Source organism: Aquimarina agarilytica ZC1 (genome assembly GCF_000255455.1).
Taxonomy (GTDB): domain Bacteria; phylum Bacteroidota; class Bacteroidia; order Flavobacteriales; family Flavobacteriaceae; genus Aquimarina; species Aquimarina agarilytica.
The window spans coordinates 5,085-20,278 of record NZ_JH621272.1; the positions used below are offsets into that span (position 1 = coordinate 5,085).

A 15,194-nucleotide genomic window follows, 5' to 3' on the forward strand; every position below is an offset into this window, starting at 1 on the left:
AATTTGTTTGATTTTTATGAACTAAGCAACCTATATCATTCTTATTTATTCAAAAAATATAAACATCTCTCTTTAGCTAAGTCAAATAACATTTAAAATCAATGACACTAATTTTGATACATTTTTTGTTTGGTAATCTTGTATACTCAACTAACCTATATAAAAAAAGGCTACTTTTTTAAAGTAACCTTTTATATATGATGTTCTATGTATTATCTGTTTTCTACTTTTTTAAACTCTCTTAAGTTTTCACCAGTATAAATCTGTCTTGGTCTACCTATTGGTTCTTTGTTTAAACGCATTTCTCTCCATTGCGCTATCCAACCTGGTAAACGTCCAAGGGCAAACATTACTGTAAACATATCTGTTGGTATCCCTAATGCACGATAAATAATCCCTGAATAGAAATCCACATTTGGATATAATTTTCTTTTCACAAAGTAATCGTCATTCAAAGCTTCTTGCTCTAATCCTTTGGCAATTTCTAAAATTGGATCATTCACCCCTAAATCGGCTAATACTTCATCGGCAGCTACTTTGATAATTTTTGCGCGAGGATCAAAATTCTTGTATACACGGTGACCGAATCCCATTAAACGGAAAGGATCTTCTTTATCCTTGGCTTTACCCATGTATTTTTTAGTATCTCCACCATCTTCTTTAATTGCCTCAAGCATTTCTAACACCGCTTGATTGGCACCTCCATGTAGTGGCCCCCACAAAGCAGATATTCCTGCAGATATTGAAGCAAACAAACCTGCATGTGACGAACCTACAATTCTTACTGTTGAAGTAGAACAGTTTTGCTCGTGATCTGCATGTAAAATCAATAACTTATCTAAGGCATCAATTACAATATCGTTTTGCTTGTATTCCGAATTTGGTTTTTTGAAAAGTAATTTTGCAATGTTTTCCACATAACCTAAAGAATCATCACCATAATCTAATGGTAAACCTTGTTTTTTACGTAATGCCCAAGAAACTAATACAGGGAATTTCCCCATTAATGTAACTATAGCATTGTACATATCTTCCTCCGAATCCACGTCTTCAGACTCTGGATTAAAAGCAATTAATGCACTTGTTAATGATGCCAACACTCCCATTGGATGTGCCGACTTTGGAAAACCATCCAATATTTTTTTTACTTCCTCATCCACATGAGATTGTGCTTTTATATCCTTTTCAAACTTAGCTAATACTTCTTTACTTGGAAGCTCTCCAAATATTAACAAGTACGCAGTTTCTAAAAAATCTGCATTATGTGCTAAATCTTCAATAGCATATCCTCGATAACGTAAAATTCCTTGCTCACCATCTAAGTAAGTAATGGCACTTTGACAACTACCTGTATTTTTAAAACCTGGATCTAAAGTAATGATTCCATTGGTGGCACCTCTCAGTGCTTTAACGTCAATGGCAACCTCATTCTCAGAACCTTTAATTATAGGGAATTCAAACTTTTTTCCGTCTATTTCTAAAGATGCTATTTCTGACATAAGCTTAATGCTGTTTTTTATATTATTATCGAAGAAGCGCTAATTTACAAATTAAACTCTAAAAATAAGTATAATCGAGCAACCAAATAATTCAATTACTTAAGTATTAACATAAGTTTAAAAATTAAGAAAACTTTTTGATTATTTCTTAAAGTTAGCTTCTCATAGTTACTAAGTCAACGTATTTCAAAAAAATTACATTTTAGACCATAAAAAAGAGGCTGTCTAAAATAGACAGCCTCTTTTAACCCGAATTATGCATTAAAAATCTATTACGTCTGCGATCTACTTCAAATACTATCGTAAACTGTGTTTTTTAATTTAACCATAACGGTGCTATGCTGAAATTAAGAAAACACTAGTATTTATTGTATATCACAGCCTCATGACAAAATTTCAATGCATAATTCGGGTTTAACTAACAAGAATATGATTCCTTATTTTACTTTAAAAGCATTTTCTTGAGGAAAATAAGCTACATTCCCTAATTCTTCTTCTATACGTAACAACTGGTTGTATTTGGCCATACGATCAGAACGTGAAGCCGAACCTGTTTTAATTTGCCCTGTATTTAGTGCCACTGCTAAATCTGCAATTGTATTATCTTCTGTTTCTCCAGATCTGTGAGACATTACTGATGTATACCCGGCATTGTGAGCCATATTTACTGCAGCAATTGTTTCTGTTAAAGTACCAATCTGGTTTACTTTAATTAAAATTGAATTCGCAATATTTTCCTTAATACCACGAGATAAACGCTCTACATTAGTTACAAATAAATCATCACCAACTAATTGAACTTTATCACCAATTTTGTCTGTTAGGTATTTCCAACCAGCCCAGTCATTTTCATCCATTCCATCTTCAATAGAAATAATTGGATATTTAGCCGCTAATTCAGCTAAGTAATCAGCTTGCTCTTCGCTAGTTCTTATTACTCCAGAATCTCCTTCAAATTTTTTGTAGTCGTATTTACCATCAACAAAAAATTCTGCAGCAGCACAATCTAAAGCTACCATAACATCATCACCAAAAGTATAACCCGCATTTGTTACTGCCAATTTGATAGAATCTAAAGCATCTTCAGTTCCACCTTCTAAGTTAGGTGCAAAACCACCTTCGTCACCTACAGCAGTACTTAAACCACGATCATGCAACACTTTCTTTAGGTGATGAAATATTTCAGTTCCCATTTGCATAGCATGCGTAAAGTTTTTAGCCTTTACTGGCATTACCATAAACTCCTGAAAAGCAATAGGCGCATCGGAGTGAGAACCTCCATTAATAATATTCATCATTGGTACAGGAAGTGTATTTGCACTTACTCCTCCTACGTAACGATACAATGGCATATTTAATTCATTAGCCGCCGCCTTAGCTACTGCTAAAGAAACACCTAAAATAGCATTTGCACCTAATTTTGATTTATTTGGCGTACCATCTAAATCAATCATTAACTGATCAATTAAATTTTGATCAAAAATTGAGTAACCAATTAATTCTTCAGCAATAATTTCATTTACATTAGAAACTGCTTTAAGAACACCTTTACCCATGTAGTCTTTTCCTCCATCACGAAGCTCTACAGCTTCATGCTCTCCTGTTGAAGCTCCAGATGGAACTGCTGCTCTACCTAGTACTCCATTATCAGTTACAACGTCTACTTCTACTGTTGGGTTTCCACGTGAATCAAGAATTTGTCTTGCGTGAATATTAGTGATAATACTCATTATGTTAAATTTTAGTTTTTTATTATACTTTGTGCAATATAATGATTACTTAAGTATTTAATATTGCTTTATTGTTATATATTTTACTTATTTCAAATTAGCAATAAACTGATCAAATAAGTAGGTCCCATCATTTGGTCCTGGACTAGCCTCTGGGTGATATTGTACAGAGAAACAATTCTTATCTTTTATTCTAATTCCTGCTACAGTACCATCATTTAAATGCTCGTGAGTCACCTCTACATTTGTATTAGCATCTGCACTTTCTCTATCCACTGCAAAACCATGGTTTTGAGATGATATTTCACCTTTTCCAGTTAAAAGGTTTTTTACAGGATGATTGATCCCTCTATGACCATTAAACATTTTAAATGTTTTAACTCCTTGAGAAATGGCTATCACCTGATGCCCTAAACATATACCAAATGTGGGTAGATTTTCATCAACTAATTGTTTTGCAACAGAAATCGCATTTTCTAAAGGCTCTGGGTCACCAGGTCCGTTTGATAAAAAATAACCATTAGGATTCCATGCCTTCATTTCAGAAAGAGGCGTATTATAAGGGAACACTTTTATGTAAGCATCTCTTTTAGCTAAATTTCTTAGGATATTTCTTTTGATCCCTAAATCTAATGCTGCAATTTTATAGCTCGCTTTTTCATCACCAAAAAAGTAAGGTTCTTTAGTTGATACTTTTGATGCCAACTCTAAACCTTTCATGTCTGGGGTAGCCGCTAATTGCTTTTTTAGGTTTTCAATATCATCTACTTCAGTTGAAATAACAGCATTCATTGCCCCATTATCACGAATATAACTTACTAAAGCACGTGTATCCACATCAGATATGGCCAATAAATTATTTTCTTCTAAAAATGACTGAAGCGACTTACTTCCAGGTCTTGAATATTCATAACTGAAATTCTTAACAACCAAACCTGCTATTTTAATAGAATCAGATTCCACTTCTTCTTCCATAGCACCATAATTTCCAATATGGGCATTGGTTGCAACCATTATTTGACCTGAGTATGACGGGTCTGTAAAAATTTCTTGATATCCAGTAGTTCCTGTATTAAAACAAACTTCACCAAAAGCACTTCCGGATTTCCCTACAGCTTTACCATGAAAAATGGTTCCATCTGATAGTAAAATAACTGCTTTTTGTTTAGACTGGTATTTCATATATTCATCCTTTTTGGGGTGTAAAACAACTACACTTTAATGTAACTCTCCTTATTTTGGCTGACCTATTTCCGTATGAATAAATCTGAGCAAAAGTACAGCAAATAATTAATTTTTTAAACTCCTAACACATATTTTTTTAAACTTTACACATAAAAAAAGGACAATCATAATTGATTGTCCTTTTATAAATGTTATAACTAACATCCTACTCTTCTTCGTTTGTTGCTGGAGTTTCAACAACTGGCTCAGCAGCTTTTTTTGATCTACCTCTACGAGTAGATTTTTTAGCTACAGCTTTACCAGCAGTATAAAGCTCATTGAAATCAACTAATTCGATCATTGCCATTTCAGCATTATCTCCTAAACGATTTCCTAACTTAATAATACGTGTATAACCACCTGGTCTATCACCTACTTTCGGTGCAAGTTCTCTAAAAAGCTCAGTCACTGCATCTTTTTGTCTTAGTTTAGCAAAAACTAAACGTCTGTTATGTGTAGTGTCCGATTTAGACTTAGTTACTAAAGGCTCAACAAATTGCTTTAAAGCTTTTGCTTTTGCAAGCGTTGTGTTGATTCTTTTATGCTCAATTAAAGAAGAAGCCATATTTGCTAACATAGCAGATCTATGCGCTGTCTTTCTTCCTAAGTGATTTATTTTTTTTCCGTGTCTCATGACATTTTTATTTTAACACCATCTTGCTCAACTCTCTCTGAGGAGCAAAATATGATGTAATTAATCTTTATCTAATTTGTATTTAGATAAATCCATACCAAAACTTAATCCCTTAACATTTACTAATTCCTCTAATTCAGTAAGTGATTTTTTACCGAAGTTACGGAACTTCATAAGGTCATTTTTGTTGAATGATACTAGATCACCTAATGTATCTACTTCAGCAGCTTTCAAACAGTTTAATGCACGAACCGAAAGATCCATATCAATTAATTTTGTTTTTAACAACTGACGCATATGTAATGATTCTTCATCATAAGTTTCAGTTTGTGCTATTTCATCTGCTTCAAGCGTAATACGCTCGTCAGAGAATAACATAAAGTGATGAATCAAAATCTTAGCTGCTTCGGTTAATGCATCTTTAGGATGAATAGAACCATCAGAAACTATTTCAAAAACTAATTTTTCATAATCTGTTTTCTGCTCTACACGGTAATTTTCAATGCTATACTTAACATTTTTAATTGGTGTATAAATAGAATCAGTAAAAATCGTTCCTACTGGAACATTAGCTTTTTTATTTTCTTCAGCAGGCACATAACCTCTTCCCTTTTCAATAGTAATTTCCATATCGAAACTTACTGACTTATCAAGGTTACAGATTACTAAATCTGGATTTAATACTTGAAAACCAGAAACAAATTTCTGGAAATCACCAGCAGTTAACTGATCTTGACCAGATATAGAGATTGATACTGTTTCATTATCAACATCTTCAATTTGACGCTTAAAACGCGCTTGCTTTAAGTTCAAAATGATTTCAGTTACATCTTCAACAACCCCTGCCAATGTAGAAAACTCGTGATCAACACCTTCAATTCTTATTGAAGTTATTGCAAATCCTTCTAATGAAGAAAGCAACACTCTTCGCAAAGCATTTCCAATAGTTAAACCGTAGCCTGGCTCTAAAGGTCTGAATTCAAATTTACCCTCGAATTCAGTTGAATCAATCATGATTACTTTATCGGGCTTTTGAAAATTTAATATTGCCATATTTTCTTCGTTTTAATTGTTATTTGGTTGCGCGAACTATAAGTTTGAAGAAGTCAAATAATTCCTTTGGCCAAATACCAATACAGTTTTATTAATTTATTATTTTGAGTAAAGCTCGACGATGAACTGCTCATTGATAGTTTCAGGAATCTGAATACGCTGTGGCACAGAAACGAAAGTACCTTCTTTAGTTTCACTGTTCCAAGTAATCCACTCATATACTTCGCTGCTTGCGCTAAGTGAATTATTGATTACTTCTAAAGATTTAGACTTTTCTCTAACACCAACAACATCACCTGGCTTAATCTGGTAAGAAGGAATATTTACTATTTCCCCATTAACTGTAATGTGACGGTGAGATACTAATTGACGTGCACCACTACGCGATGTAGACAATCCCATTCTGTAGGCAACATTATCTAAACGTGACTCACATAATTGAAGTAAAACTTCACCTGTAATCCCTGTAGCACGAGTTGCTCTATCAAACATATTACGGAATTGCTTTTCAAGAATTCCATAAGTATATTTTGCTTTTTGCTTTTCCATTAACTGGATAGCATATTCACTCTTCTTTCCTCTACGACGGTTATTACCGTGCTGTCCTGGAGGGTAATTTCTTTTTTCAAAAGACTTATCATCTCCGAAAATAGCTTGTCCGAATTTACGGGCAATTTTAGTTTTTGGACCAGTATATCTTGCCATTACTATAAAATAGATTAAAAATTATTTGGGTGTTTATGAATTAAGGTCACTGTCCTTCGATAAACAAAAGCCCCAAAGATACTAAAAATAAAATTATTATACTCTTCGTCTTTTTGGAGGACGACATCCATTATGCGGCATTGGAGTAACGTCAATAATTTCTGATACTTCAATTCCTGAATTATGTAAAGTTCTAATTGCAGACTCACGTCCGTTACCAGGTCCTTTTACATATACTTTAACTTTTTTTAGTCCTGCTTCAGAAGCTACTTTAGCAGCATCTTCAGCAGCTAATTGAGCCGCATAAGGAGTATTCTTTTTTGAACCTCTAAAGCCCATTTTACCTGCAGATGACCATGAAATCACATCACCTTTTTTGTTTGTTAAAGAAACGATAATGTTATTAAATGATGCAGTTACGTGAGCTTCACCTACTGCTTCAACAATTACTTTACGTTTTTTTGCTGTTGACTTTGCCATACTTTGATTGTTTAGAATTTGGTATTGAAATTAATGCACTAAGCATTGGCACCAATACCGTATTCTAATTATTACTTAGTTACCTTTTTCTTATTAGCAACTGTTTTTCTTTTACCTTTTCTTGTTCTAGAGTTATTCTTAGTACGCTGACCTCTTAAAGGCAAACCAGCTCTATGACGTATTCCTCTATAACATCCGATATCCATTAAACGCTTAATGTTTAATTGAGTTTCAGAACGTAACTCTCCTTCAATAGTATACTGACTAACGGCTTCACGAATGCTACCGATTTGATCATCATTCCAATCAGAAACTTTGATGTTCTCGTCTACTTTGGCAGCTGCTAAAATTTCTTTTGCTCTACTACTACCAATACCGAAGATATAGGTTAATGCTATAACTCCTCGCTTTTGTTTAGGTACATCTACCCCTGCAATTCTTGCCATAATTACCCTTGTCTTTGTTTAAATCTAGGATTCTTTTTATTAATTACGTAAAGACGTCCTTTTCTGCGTACAATCTTGCAGTCAGCACTTCTTTTCTTTAATGATGCTCTAACTTTCATAATTAGTATCTATAGGTTATTCTTGCCTTCGATAAGTCGTAAGGACTCATTTCTAATTTAACTTTATCACCAGGAAGCAACTTAATGTAATGCATACGCATCTTTCCTGAGATATGAGCGGTCACAACGTGACCATTTTCTAATTCAACACGGAACATCGCATTTGATAATGCTTCAATTATACTCCCGTCTTGTTCAATTGCTGGTTGTTTTGCCATTATGCTACCGCTTTTCTTTTACTACCTGTTTTCATTAAACCATCGTAGTGACGATTTAACAAGTATGAATTTACTTGCTGTACCGTATCAATTGCCACACCTACCATAATTAATAATGACGTTCCTCCAAAGAACAATGCCCAACCTTGTTGCACACCTAGTAAACTTACTGCAATTGCAGGAAATATAGCTATGATTGCAAGGAATATAGATCCAGGGAATGTAATTTGAGACATGATCTTATCTAAATACTCTGATGTTTCAGTACCAGGTCTAAACCCAGGTACAAATCCACCACTTCTTTTTAAATCATCTGCCATTTTATTTGTAGGTACTGTAATTGCCGTGTAAAAATACGTAAAAACAATGATTAACAAACCAAACACCAAGTTATACCAAAATCCAAACATATTACTAAAAGCAGCCGTTATCCCTTGCGCAGTTTCTGTTTGTGACAAACCTGCCACTGCTGCTGGGATAAACATAATTGCTTGAGCAAATATGATTGGCATTACACCTGATGCATTTAACTTTAATGGGATGTATTGGCGTGAACCAAAAATATTTTTCTCATATCCACCATCAGCTGTTCTACGTGCATATTGTACAGGCACTTGACGTACCGCCATTACAAGTAAAACCGATGCTAAAATGATGACAAACCATATTACAAGTTCAATTAAAACCATTATCATTCCTCCACCTTCTTCACCGCTTACACGAGAAATTAAATTTTGGATAAACACTTGAGGTAACGTAGCAATAATACCCACCATTATTAATAATGAAATACCATTTCCAATTCCCTTTTCTGTAATACGCTCTCCTAACCACATTGCAAATATACAACCTGTAGTAATAATGATAACTGAAGAAACAACAAACGCTACTGAGCTACCCATTACAAATGCAGATTCAGGCAACGTATTAAACAAATTGTAAATGTATCCTGGTCCTTGAACCAAAGTAATTGCAATTGTCAACCAACGTGTAATCTGATTAATTTTTTTACGTCCACTTTCACCTTCTTTTTGTAGTTTTTGCAAATAAGGAATTGCTATCCCCATTAACTGTACTACAATAGATGCCGAAATGTAAGGCATAATACCCAACGCAAAAACCGATGCATTTGCAAAAGCACCACCTGTAAAGGCATTCAATAGACCCAACAAACCATCTTGAGTTTGTGTTCCTAACTGAGCTAATTGCGCTGCATCGATACCTGGAAGCACTACTTGAGCACCAAAACGGTACACAAGTAATAAACCAAGAGTTAAACCGATACGGTTACGTAACTCATCTATTTTCCAGATATTTTTAATAGTTTCAATAAACTTCATAAAGTTATTATTAAAGAGTTATTGCTTCTCCACCAGCAGCCTCAATGGCTTGCTTAGCAGAAGCAGTAAATTTGTGAGCTGATACTTTCAACTTTGCCTTTAACTCTCCTCTTCCAAGTATCTTTACTAATTCGTTTTTTCCTGCTAATCTTGACGCAACTAAAGTGTCAAAATCAACTACATCAGAAAACCTTCCAGCATCAACATATGCTTGTAAAGTGTCTAAGTTCACTCCCTGATATTCTTTCCTATTAATGTTTGTAAATCCAAACTTAGGTACACGTCTTTGTAATGGCATTTGACCACCTTCAAAACCTATTTTTCTAGAATAACCAGAACGAGACTTAGCTCCTTTGTGACCACGTGCAGCGGTACCACCTTTACCAGAACCTTGTCCACGACCTAAACGCTTTCCTTGACTTTTAACTGAGCCTGATGCAGGCTTTAAGTTACTTAAATTCATCTTTATTCGTTTTAAATCGTTTCAACAGAAACTAAATGTTGAACTTTATTTACCATTCCAAGTATGCTTGGAGTATCTGTGTGCTCTACAGTTTGACCAATCTTTTTAAGCCCTAAAGCCTCTAAAGTTTTCTTTTGGTTTGCTGTACGGTTTATAGCACTTTTCACCTTAGTTACTTTTATTGTCGCCATAATTTTTATATTAACCGTTAAACACTTTATCTAATGATACACCTCTTTGTTTTGCTACTTGCTGAGCAGAACGTAAACGCAATAAAGCATCAAATGTTGCCTTAACTACGTTATGTGGGTTAGAAGATCCTTGGTTTTTTGACATTACATCATGTACACCAACTGCTTCCAATACCGCACGTATCGCTCCACCTGCTATTACTCCAGTACCCTTAGATGCTGGTAATAATAACACTCTAGCTCCACCATACTTACCTTTTTGCTCATGAGGTAGCGTTCCTTTATTCAATGGAATACGCACCAAATTCTTCTTAGCATCTTCAACCGCTTTTGCGATAGCCTCCGCTACTTCTTTTGATTTACCTAAACCTTGACCAACAACACCATTTTCATCACCAACTACAACAATAGCCGAAAATCCAAAAGCACGTCCACCCTTTGTTACTTTAGTAACACGTTGAACTCCTACTAAACGATCTTTTAAATCAAGACCACTAGGCTTTACTAATTCTGCGTTTTTATATTTTTGATACATCTTTCTTAGAATTTAAGTCCTGCTTCTCTAGCTCCTTCAGCTAATGATTTTATTCTACCGTGGTAAAGGTAACCACCTCTATCGAAAGCAACGACTTCTAATCCAGCTTTTACAGCTTTTTCAGCGATTGCTTTTCCTACTAGATTTGCAATTTCAATTTTAGTTCCTGTTGCATCAGCAATTGCTTTGTCACGAGACGATGCAGCTACTAAAGTCTTTCCATCAACATCATTAACAATCTGAGCATAAATCTCTTTGTTACTTCTGTATACAGAAAGTCTTGGACGTTCCGCCGTACCACTTACAGCACCACGTATACGCTTTCTTATCTTTAATCTTCTTGATTCTTTTGAGAATGCCATAACTTAGTTATTATGCAGATTTACCTGCTTTTCTTCTTAATTCTTCACCAACAAACTTAATTCCTTTTCCTTTGTAAGGTTCAGGCTTACGGAATGATCTAATTTTAGCAGCAACCTCACCTACTAATTGCTTATCAAATGATGAAAGCTTAATAATTGGGTTTTTACCTTTTTCAGAAATCGTTTCAACTTTGATCTCTGGTGCTAAATCAATCACTATATTGTGTGAAAAACCTAATGCTAAGTCCAATTTTTGACCTTGGTTTGATGCTCTATAACCTACACCAACCAATTCCAATTCTTTGGTAAACCCTTCAGATACCCCTTGAACCATATTTGACAATAAAGAACGGTATAAACCGTGTTGTGCTTTATGACTTTTTGTTTCAGAAGGTCTATCTAAAGTGATTTTATCACCCTCAACAACAGCAGAAATATCACCAATTTCTTGTGATAATTCTCCTAATTTTCCTTTAACAGTAACATTATTCCCTTTCACATCTACTGTGACACCAGACGGTATAGTTACTGGATTTTTTCCTATTCTTGACATTTCTGTGTCTTTTTACTGTTAATAAACGTAACAAAGTACTTCACCACCAACATTATCACGTTTAGCTTGCTTACCTGTCATTACTCCATGAGAAGTAGAAACAATAGCAATACCTAAACCGTTCAATATACGTGGAATTTCACTTGAACCAGCATACTTACGTAAACCTGGCTTACTAATACGCTGTAATTCTTGAATTACAGGCTCTTTAGTGAACTTGTCATACTTTAATGCAATCTTAATACTACCTTGAGCTGTAGTATCTTCGAATTTATAACTTAAAATATATCCTTGATCGAATAATATTTTAGTGATCTCTTTTTTAACTTTTGAAGCAGGAATTTCAACAACTCTGTGTTTTGCTGCATTTGCATTTCTGATTCTTGTTAAAAAATCTGCAATAGGATCTGTATTCATTTGTATTTATTTGCGGTAATGGTTTTCGACAATAGCCAAACCTTTTACCAATTAATAGTATTTACCAACTTGCTTTAGTTACCCCAGGAATTAATCCTTGGTTTGCCATTTCACGGAATGTTACACGTGAAATACCAAACTGACGCATATAACCTTTTGGTCTTCCCGTTAATTTACAACGGTTATGCATACGAATTGGTGAAGCGTTTTTTGGTAACTTTTGTAATGCTTCATAATCTCCAGCTTCTTTCAAAGCCTTTCTTTTTTCAGCATATTTAGCAACCGTTTTTGCTCTCTTCACCTCACGGGCTTTCATTGATTCTTTAGCCATAATTATTTCTTTTTAAAAGGTAACCCTAATTGAGTTAATAATGATTTAGCTTCGCTATCTGTCGGTGCGGAAGTTACAAATGTTATATCTAATCCCGAAATTTTATTTACCTTATCGATATCAATCTCTGGAAAAATTATTTGCTCTGTAACACCCATTGAATAATTTCCTCTTCCATCAAAACCTGTAGCTTTAATCCCTTGAAAATCACGTACACGTGGTAAAGCTACCGTTACTAAACGATCCAAGAATTCGTACATACGATCCCCACGTAAAGTTACTTTTGCTCCAATTGGCATACCTTTTCTTAATTTAAAAGATGCAACATCCTTTTTAGAAATGGTAGAAACTGCTTTTTGACCCGTGATAGTTGTAAATTCATCTACTGCGTAATCAATCAATTTTTTGTCTGCAACAGCACCACCTACACCTCTACTCAAAACTATTTTTGTAAGTTTTGGCACTTGCATAATGTTACTATAGCTGTATTCTTCTCTAAGAGCAGCGATCACTCGATCCTTATACTCTTCCTTAAGTCTAACTTTATAAGACATAACTATATTACTTCATTAGATTTTTTAGAAAAACGCACTTTTTTATCACCTTCAATACGGTAACCCACACGAGTTGCATCACCAGACTTAGGATCAACTAAAGCTAAATTCGAAATATGAATTGGCGCTTCCTTTTTAACTATTCCACCTTGAGGGCTAGCCGCGCTAGGCTTATTATGCTTAGAAACTAAGTTCACACCTTCAACGATGGCTTTGTTCTTTTCAATAAGTACCTTTTGTACTTTTCCTTCCTGACCTTTGTCATCACCAGCTACTACTTTTACTAAGTCGCCTGTTTTGATCTTTAATTTTGCCATTTTTTTAAATGATTAAAGCACTTCAGGTGCTAGTGAAACAATCTTCATGAACTGCTTATCACGAAGTTCTCTTGCAACAGGGCCAAATACACGTGTTCCTCTCATTTCTCCGTTTGCTCCTAAAAGGACACAAGCGTTATCATCGAAACGGATATACGATCCATCGGCTCTACGCACTTCTTTTTTGGTACGAACTACAACTGCAGTTGAAACCGCTCCTTTTTTAACGCTTCCGTTTGGAGCAGCCTCCTTAATACTGACAACGATCTTGTCACCTACAGAGGCGTATCTTTTTTTCGTACCACCTAATACACGAATCGTAAGTACTTCCTTACCACCTGTATTATCAGCTACTCTTAATCTAGACTCTTGTTGTACCATCTTATTTCGCTCTTTCTATTACTTCAACTAATCTCCAACATTTTGACTTACTTAAAGGACGTGTTTCCATGATCCTTACAGTATCGCCTATGTTACAGTCATTTGTTTCGTCGTGTGCAACGTATTTTTTAGTTTTCAACACGAACTTTCCGTACATAGGGTGTTTTACTTTTTTTACCTCAGAAACAACAATAGATTTCTCCATTTTGTTACTTGTAACTACACCGATACGTTCTTTTCTTAAATTTCTTTTTTCCATCTTTTCAGCAGAATTAAGCGTTTAATTCACGTTTTGTTAACTCAGTTGCTATTCTTGCAATAGATTTTCTTACGCTACGGATTTGTAACGGATTCTCTAATGGAGAAAGTGCGTGAGCCATTTTTAATTCAGAATACGCTTGTTTTGATTTACCAAGTTCTTCTTGTAATTCAGCCACAGACAGACCTTTAATTTCTGATTGTTTCATAATTCAAATATTAAGCTTGATAATCTCTAGCTACGATAAACTTAGTTTTAACAGGTAATTTTTGAGCAGCTAAGCGTAATGCTTCTTTTGCAGTGTCAAATGGCACTCCTGCTATTTCAAATAAAATTCTTCCTGGTTTAACAACTGCTGCCCAATACTCAACAGCACCCTTACCTTTACCCATACGTACTTCAAGAGGCTTTTTTGTAATTGGTTTGTCTGGAAAAATCATAATCCATAACGAACCCTCTCTTTTCATATAACGAGTTGCAGCAATACGCGCAGCTTCAATTTGTCTTGCAGTCACAAAATTCGAATCTAACGATTTGATTCCGAAAGTACCGTTTGATAAAGTATGCCCACGTTGAGCAAGACCTTTCATACGTCCTTTTTGTTGTTTACGGAATTTTGTTCTTTTAGGCTGTAACATTGTCTAAAATTTCTTTATAAAATTACTTTCTACGGCGAGGTTTATTTCCACCTCTTGCTTGTCCTCTGTCAGATTTACCTTGCTTCTTTGATAAACCTACCAAAGGAGAAAGCTCTCTTTTACCATATACTTCACCCTTCATGATCCATACTTTGATACCCATTCTACCATAAGTAGTATGTGCTTCAACTAACGCATAATCAATATCGGCTCTGAATGTAGACAACGGAATACGACCGTCTTTGTACGACTCTGAACGTGCCATTTCAGCACCATTCAAACGTCCAGAAATTAACACCTTAATACCTTCAGCATTCATACGCATTGCAGCCGCAATTGCCATCTTGATTGCACGACGGTAAGAGATACGATTCTCAATTTGGCGTGCAATACTTGATCCTACTAAAAATGCATCAAGCTCAGGTCTTTTAATTTCGAAGATGTTCAATTGAACCTCTTTGTTTGTAATTTTTTTAAGCTCTTCTTTCAACTTGTCTACCTCTTGACCTCCTTTACCAATAATGATACCTGGACGTGCCGTAGTGATAGTAACGGTTACAAGTTTAAGCGTACGCTCAATAATCACTCTCGATACACTAGCTTTTGATAAACGTGCATGGATATACTTTCTGATTTTATCGTCTTCAGCAAGTTTATCTCCATAGTCGTTACCTCCGTACCAGTTAGATTCCCATCCTCTGATGATACCAAGGCGATTTCCGATTGGATTTGTCTTTTGTCCCAT

At 35.0% G+C, this 15,194-nt stretch carries 25 protein-coding genes; all 25 read right to left on the minus strand.

The features are described from left to right. Positions 1–212: 212 nt before the first annotated feature. The 25 genes from KQA_RS0213285 to rpsC all read right to left on the minus strand — a co-directional run bounded on the left by KQA_RS0213285 (position 213) and on the right by rpsC (position 15,194). Entirely contained in the window at positions 213–1,499 is a 1,287-nt protein-coding gene (locus KQA_RS0213285; protein ID WP_010181895.1) for a citrate synthase, read from the minus strand. A 437-nt stretch (positions 1,500–1,936) separates the two neighbouring features. Next, positions 1,937–3,229 carry a phosphopyruvate hydratase gene (gene eno, locus KQA_RS0213290; RefSeq protein WP_010181897.1) on the minus strand — a complete coding sequence of 431 codons (1,293 nt, stop codon included), beginning with the start codon at positions 3,227–3,229 and terminating at the stop codon, positions 1,937–1,939. 87 nt (positions 3,230–3,316) lie between these two features. Beyond that, entirely contained in the window at positions 3,317–4,411 is a 1,095-nt protein-coding gene (gene carA / locus KQA_RS0213295; RefSeq protein WP_010181899.1) for a glutamine-hydrolyzing carbamoyl-phosphate synthase small subunit, read from the minus strand. A 208-nt stretch (positions 4,412–4,619) separates the two neighbouring features. Beyond that, positions 4,620–5,087: a 50S ribosomal protein L17 gene (gene rplQ, locus KQA_RS0213300; RefSeq protein WP_010181900.1), complete on the minus strand. Its 468-nt coding sequence runs from the start codon at positions 5,085–5,087 to the stop codon at positions 4,620–4,622. 60 nt (positions 5,088–5,147) lie between these two features. Then, positions 5,148–6,140, minus strand: coding sequence for a DNA-directed RNA polymerase subunit alpha (locus KQA_RS0213305; protein ID WP_010181901.1), 993 nt, complete (start codon positions 6,138–6,140; stop codon positions 5,148–5,150). A gap of 99 nt (positions 6,141–6,239) precedes the next feature. After that, the gene (rpsD, locus tag KQA_RS0213310) at positions 6,240–6,845 is read right to left on the minus strand and encodes a 30S ribosomal protein S4 (protein ID WP_010181903.1); all 606 of its coding nucleotides are present in this window, start codon (positions 6,843–6,845) and stop codon (positions 6,240–6,242) included. A 96-nt stretch (positions 6,846–6,941) separates the two neighbouring features. Continuing rightward, a complete protein-coding gene (gene rpsK / locus KQA_RS0213315) occupies positions 6,942–7,325 on the minus strand; it encodes a 30S ribosomal protein S11 (RefSeq protein WP_010181904.1) in 384 nt (127 codons plus the stop codon). Between the two features lie 71 nt (positions 7,326–7,396). Continuing rightward, entirely contained in the window at positions 7,397–7,771 is a 375-nt protein-coding gene (gene rpsM, locus KQA_RS0213320; protein WP_010181905.1) for a 30S ribosomal protein S13, read from the minus strand. Positions 7,772–7,773: 2 nt separating this feature from the next. After that, positions 7,774–7,890 carry a type B 50S ribosomal protein L36 gene (gene ykgO / locus KQA_RS19950; RefSeq protein ID WP_010181906.1) on the minus strand — a complete coding sequence of 39 codons (117 nt, stop codon included), beginning with the start codon at positions 7,888–7,890 and terminating at the stop codon, positions 7,774–7,776. 2 nt (positions 7,891–7,892) lie between these two features. Beyond that, positions 7,893–8,108 (minus strand): translation initiation factor IF-1, encoded by a 216-nt coding sequence (infA, locus tag KQA_RS0213325; RefSeq protein ID WP_010181908.1) that lies wholly within the window; start codon positions 8,106–8,108, stop codon positions 7,893–7,895. Further along, entirely contained in the window at positions 8,108–9,448 is a 1,341-nt protein-coding gene (secY, locus tag KQA_RS0213330; RefSeq protein WP_010181910.1) for a preprotein translocase subunit SecY, read from the minus strand. The genes infA and secY overlap by 1 nt, the downstream gene beginning before the upstream one ends. Positions 9,449–9,458: 10 nt before the next feature. Beyond that, the gene (rplO, locus tag KQA_RS0213335; protein ID WP_010181911.1) at positions 9,459–9,911 is read right to left on the minus strand and encodes a 50S ribosomal protein L15; all 453 of its coding nucleotides are present in this window, start codon (positions 9,909–9,911) and stop codon (positions 9,459–9,461) included. An 11-nt stretch (positions 9,912–9,922) separates the two neighbouring features. Then, the gene (rpmD, locus tag KQA_RS0213340) at positions 9,923–10,102 is read right to left on the minus strand and encodes a 50S ribosomal protein L30 (protein WP_010181912.1); all 180 of its coding nucleotides are present in this window, start codon (positions 10,100–10,102) and stop codon (positions 9,923–9,925) included. A gap of 10 nt (positions 10,103–10,112) precedes the next feature. Then, positions 10,113–10,637 carry a 30S ribosomal protein S5 gene (gene rpsE / locus KQA_RS0213345; protein ID WP_010181913.1) on the minus strand — a complete coding sequence of 175 codons (525 nt, stop codon included), beginning with the start codon at positions 10,635–10,637 and terminating at the stop codon, positions 10,113–10,115. A 5-nt stretch (positions 10,638–10,642) separates the two neighbouring features. Beyond that, on the minus strand, positions 10,643–10,999 hold the full coding sequence (gene rplR / locus KQA_RS0213350; RefSeq protein ID WP_010181914.1) for a 50S ribosomal protein L18: 357 nt from the start codon (positions 10,997–10,999) through the stop codon (positions 10,643–10,645). A 10-nt stretch (positions 11,000–11,009) separates the two neighbouring features. Next, positions 11,010–11,552 (minus strand): 50S ribosomal protein L6, encoded by a 543-nt coding sequence (gene rplF / locus KQA_RS0213355; protein ID WP_010181915.1) that lies wholly within the window; start codon positions 11,550–11,552, stop codon positions 11,010–11,012. An 18-nt stretch (positions 11,553–11,570) separates the two neighbouring features. Next, positions 11,571–11,969 (minus strand): 30S ribosomal protein S8, encoded by a 399-nt coding sequence (gene rpsH, locus KQA_RS0213360; RefSeq protein WP_010181916.1) that lies wholly within the window; start codon positions 11,967–11,969, stop codon positions 11,571–11,573. A 61-nt stretch (positions 11,970–12,030) separates the two neighbouring features. After that, positions 12,031–12,300 carry a 30S ribosomal protein S14 gene (gene rpsN, locus KQA_RS0213365; RefSeq protein WP_010181917.1) on the minus strand — a complete coding sequence of 90 codons (270 nt, stop codon included), beginning with the start codon at positions 12,298–12,300 and terminating at the stop codon, positions 12,031–12,033. 2 nt (positions 12,301–12,302) lie between these two features. Further along, on the minus strand, positions 12,303–12,854 hold the full coding sequence (gene rplE / locus KQA_RS0213370) for a 50S ribosomal protein L5 (protein ID WP_010181918.1): 552 nt from the start codon (positions 12,852–12,854) through the stop codon (positions 12,303–12,305). A gap of 2 nt (positions 12,855–12,856) precedes the next feature. Next, positions 12,857–13,171, minus strand: coding sequence for a 50S ribosomal protein L24 (rplX, locus tag KQA_RS0213375; RefSeq protein WP_010181919.1), 315 nt, complete (start codon positions 13,169–13,171; stop codon positions 12,857–12,859). A gap of 12 nt (positions 13,172–13,183) precedes the next feature. Then, entirely contained in the window at positions 13,184–13,552 is a 369-nt protein-coding gene (gene rplN, locus KQA_RS0213380; protein WP_010181920.1) for a 50S ribosomal protein L14, read from the minus strand. A 1-nt stretch (position 13,553) separates the two neighbouring features. Beyond that, a complete protein-coding gene (gene rpsQ / locus KQA_RS0213385; protein WP_010181921.1) occupies positions 13,554–13,811 on the minus strand; it encodes a 30S ribosomal protein S17 in 258 nt (85 codons plus the stop codon). Positions 13,812–13,824: 13 nt separating this feature from the next. Then, positions 13,825–14,019, minus strand: coding sequence for a 50S ribosomal protein L29 (gene rpmC / locus KQA_RS0213390; protein ID WP_010181922.1), 195 nt, complete (start codon positions 14,017–14,019; stop codon positions 13,825–13,827). A 10-nt stretch (positions 14,020–14,029) separates the two neighbouring features. Continuing rightward, positions 14,030–14,449 (minus strand): 50S ribosomal protein L16, encoded by a 420-nt coding sequence (gene rplP / locus KQA_RS0213395; protein ID WP_010181923.1) that lies wholly within the window; start codon positions 14,447–14,449, stop codon positions 14,030–14,032. Positions 14,450–14,471: 22 nt separating this feature from the next. Continuing rightward, positions 14,472–15,194: a 30S ribosomal protein S3 gene (gene rpsC, locus KQA_RS0213400; protein WP_010181924.1), complete on the minus strand. Its 723-nt coding sequence runs from the start codon at positions 15,192–15,194 to the stop codon at positions 14,472–14,474.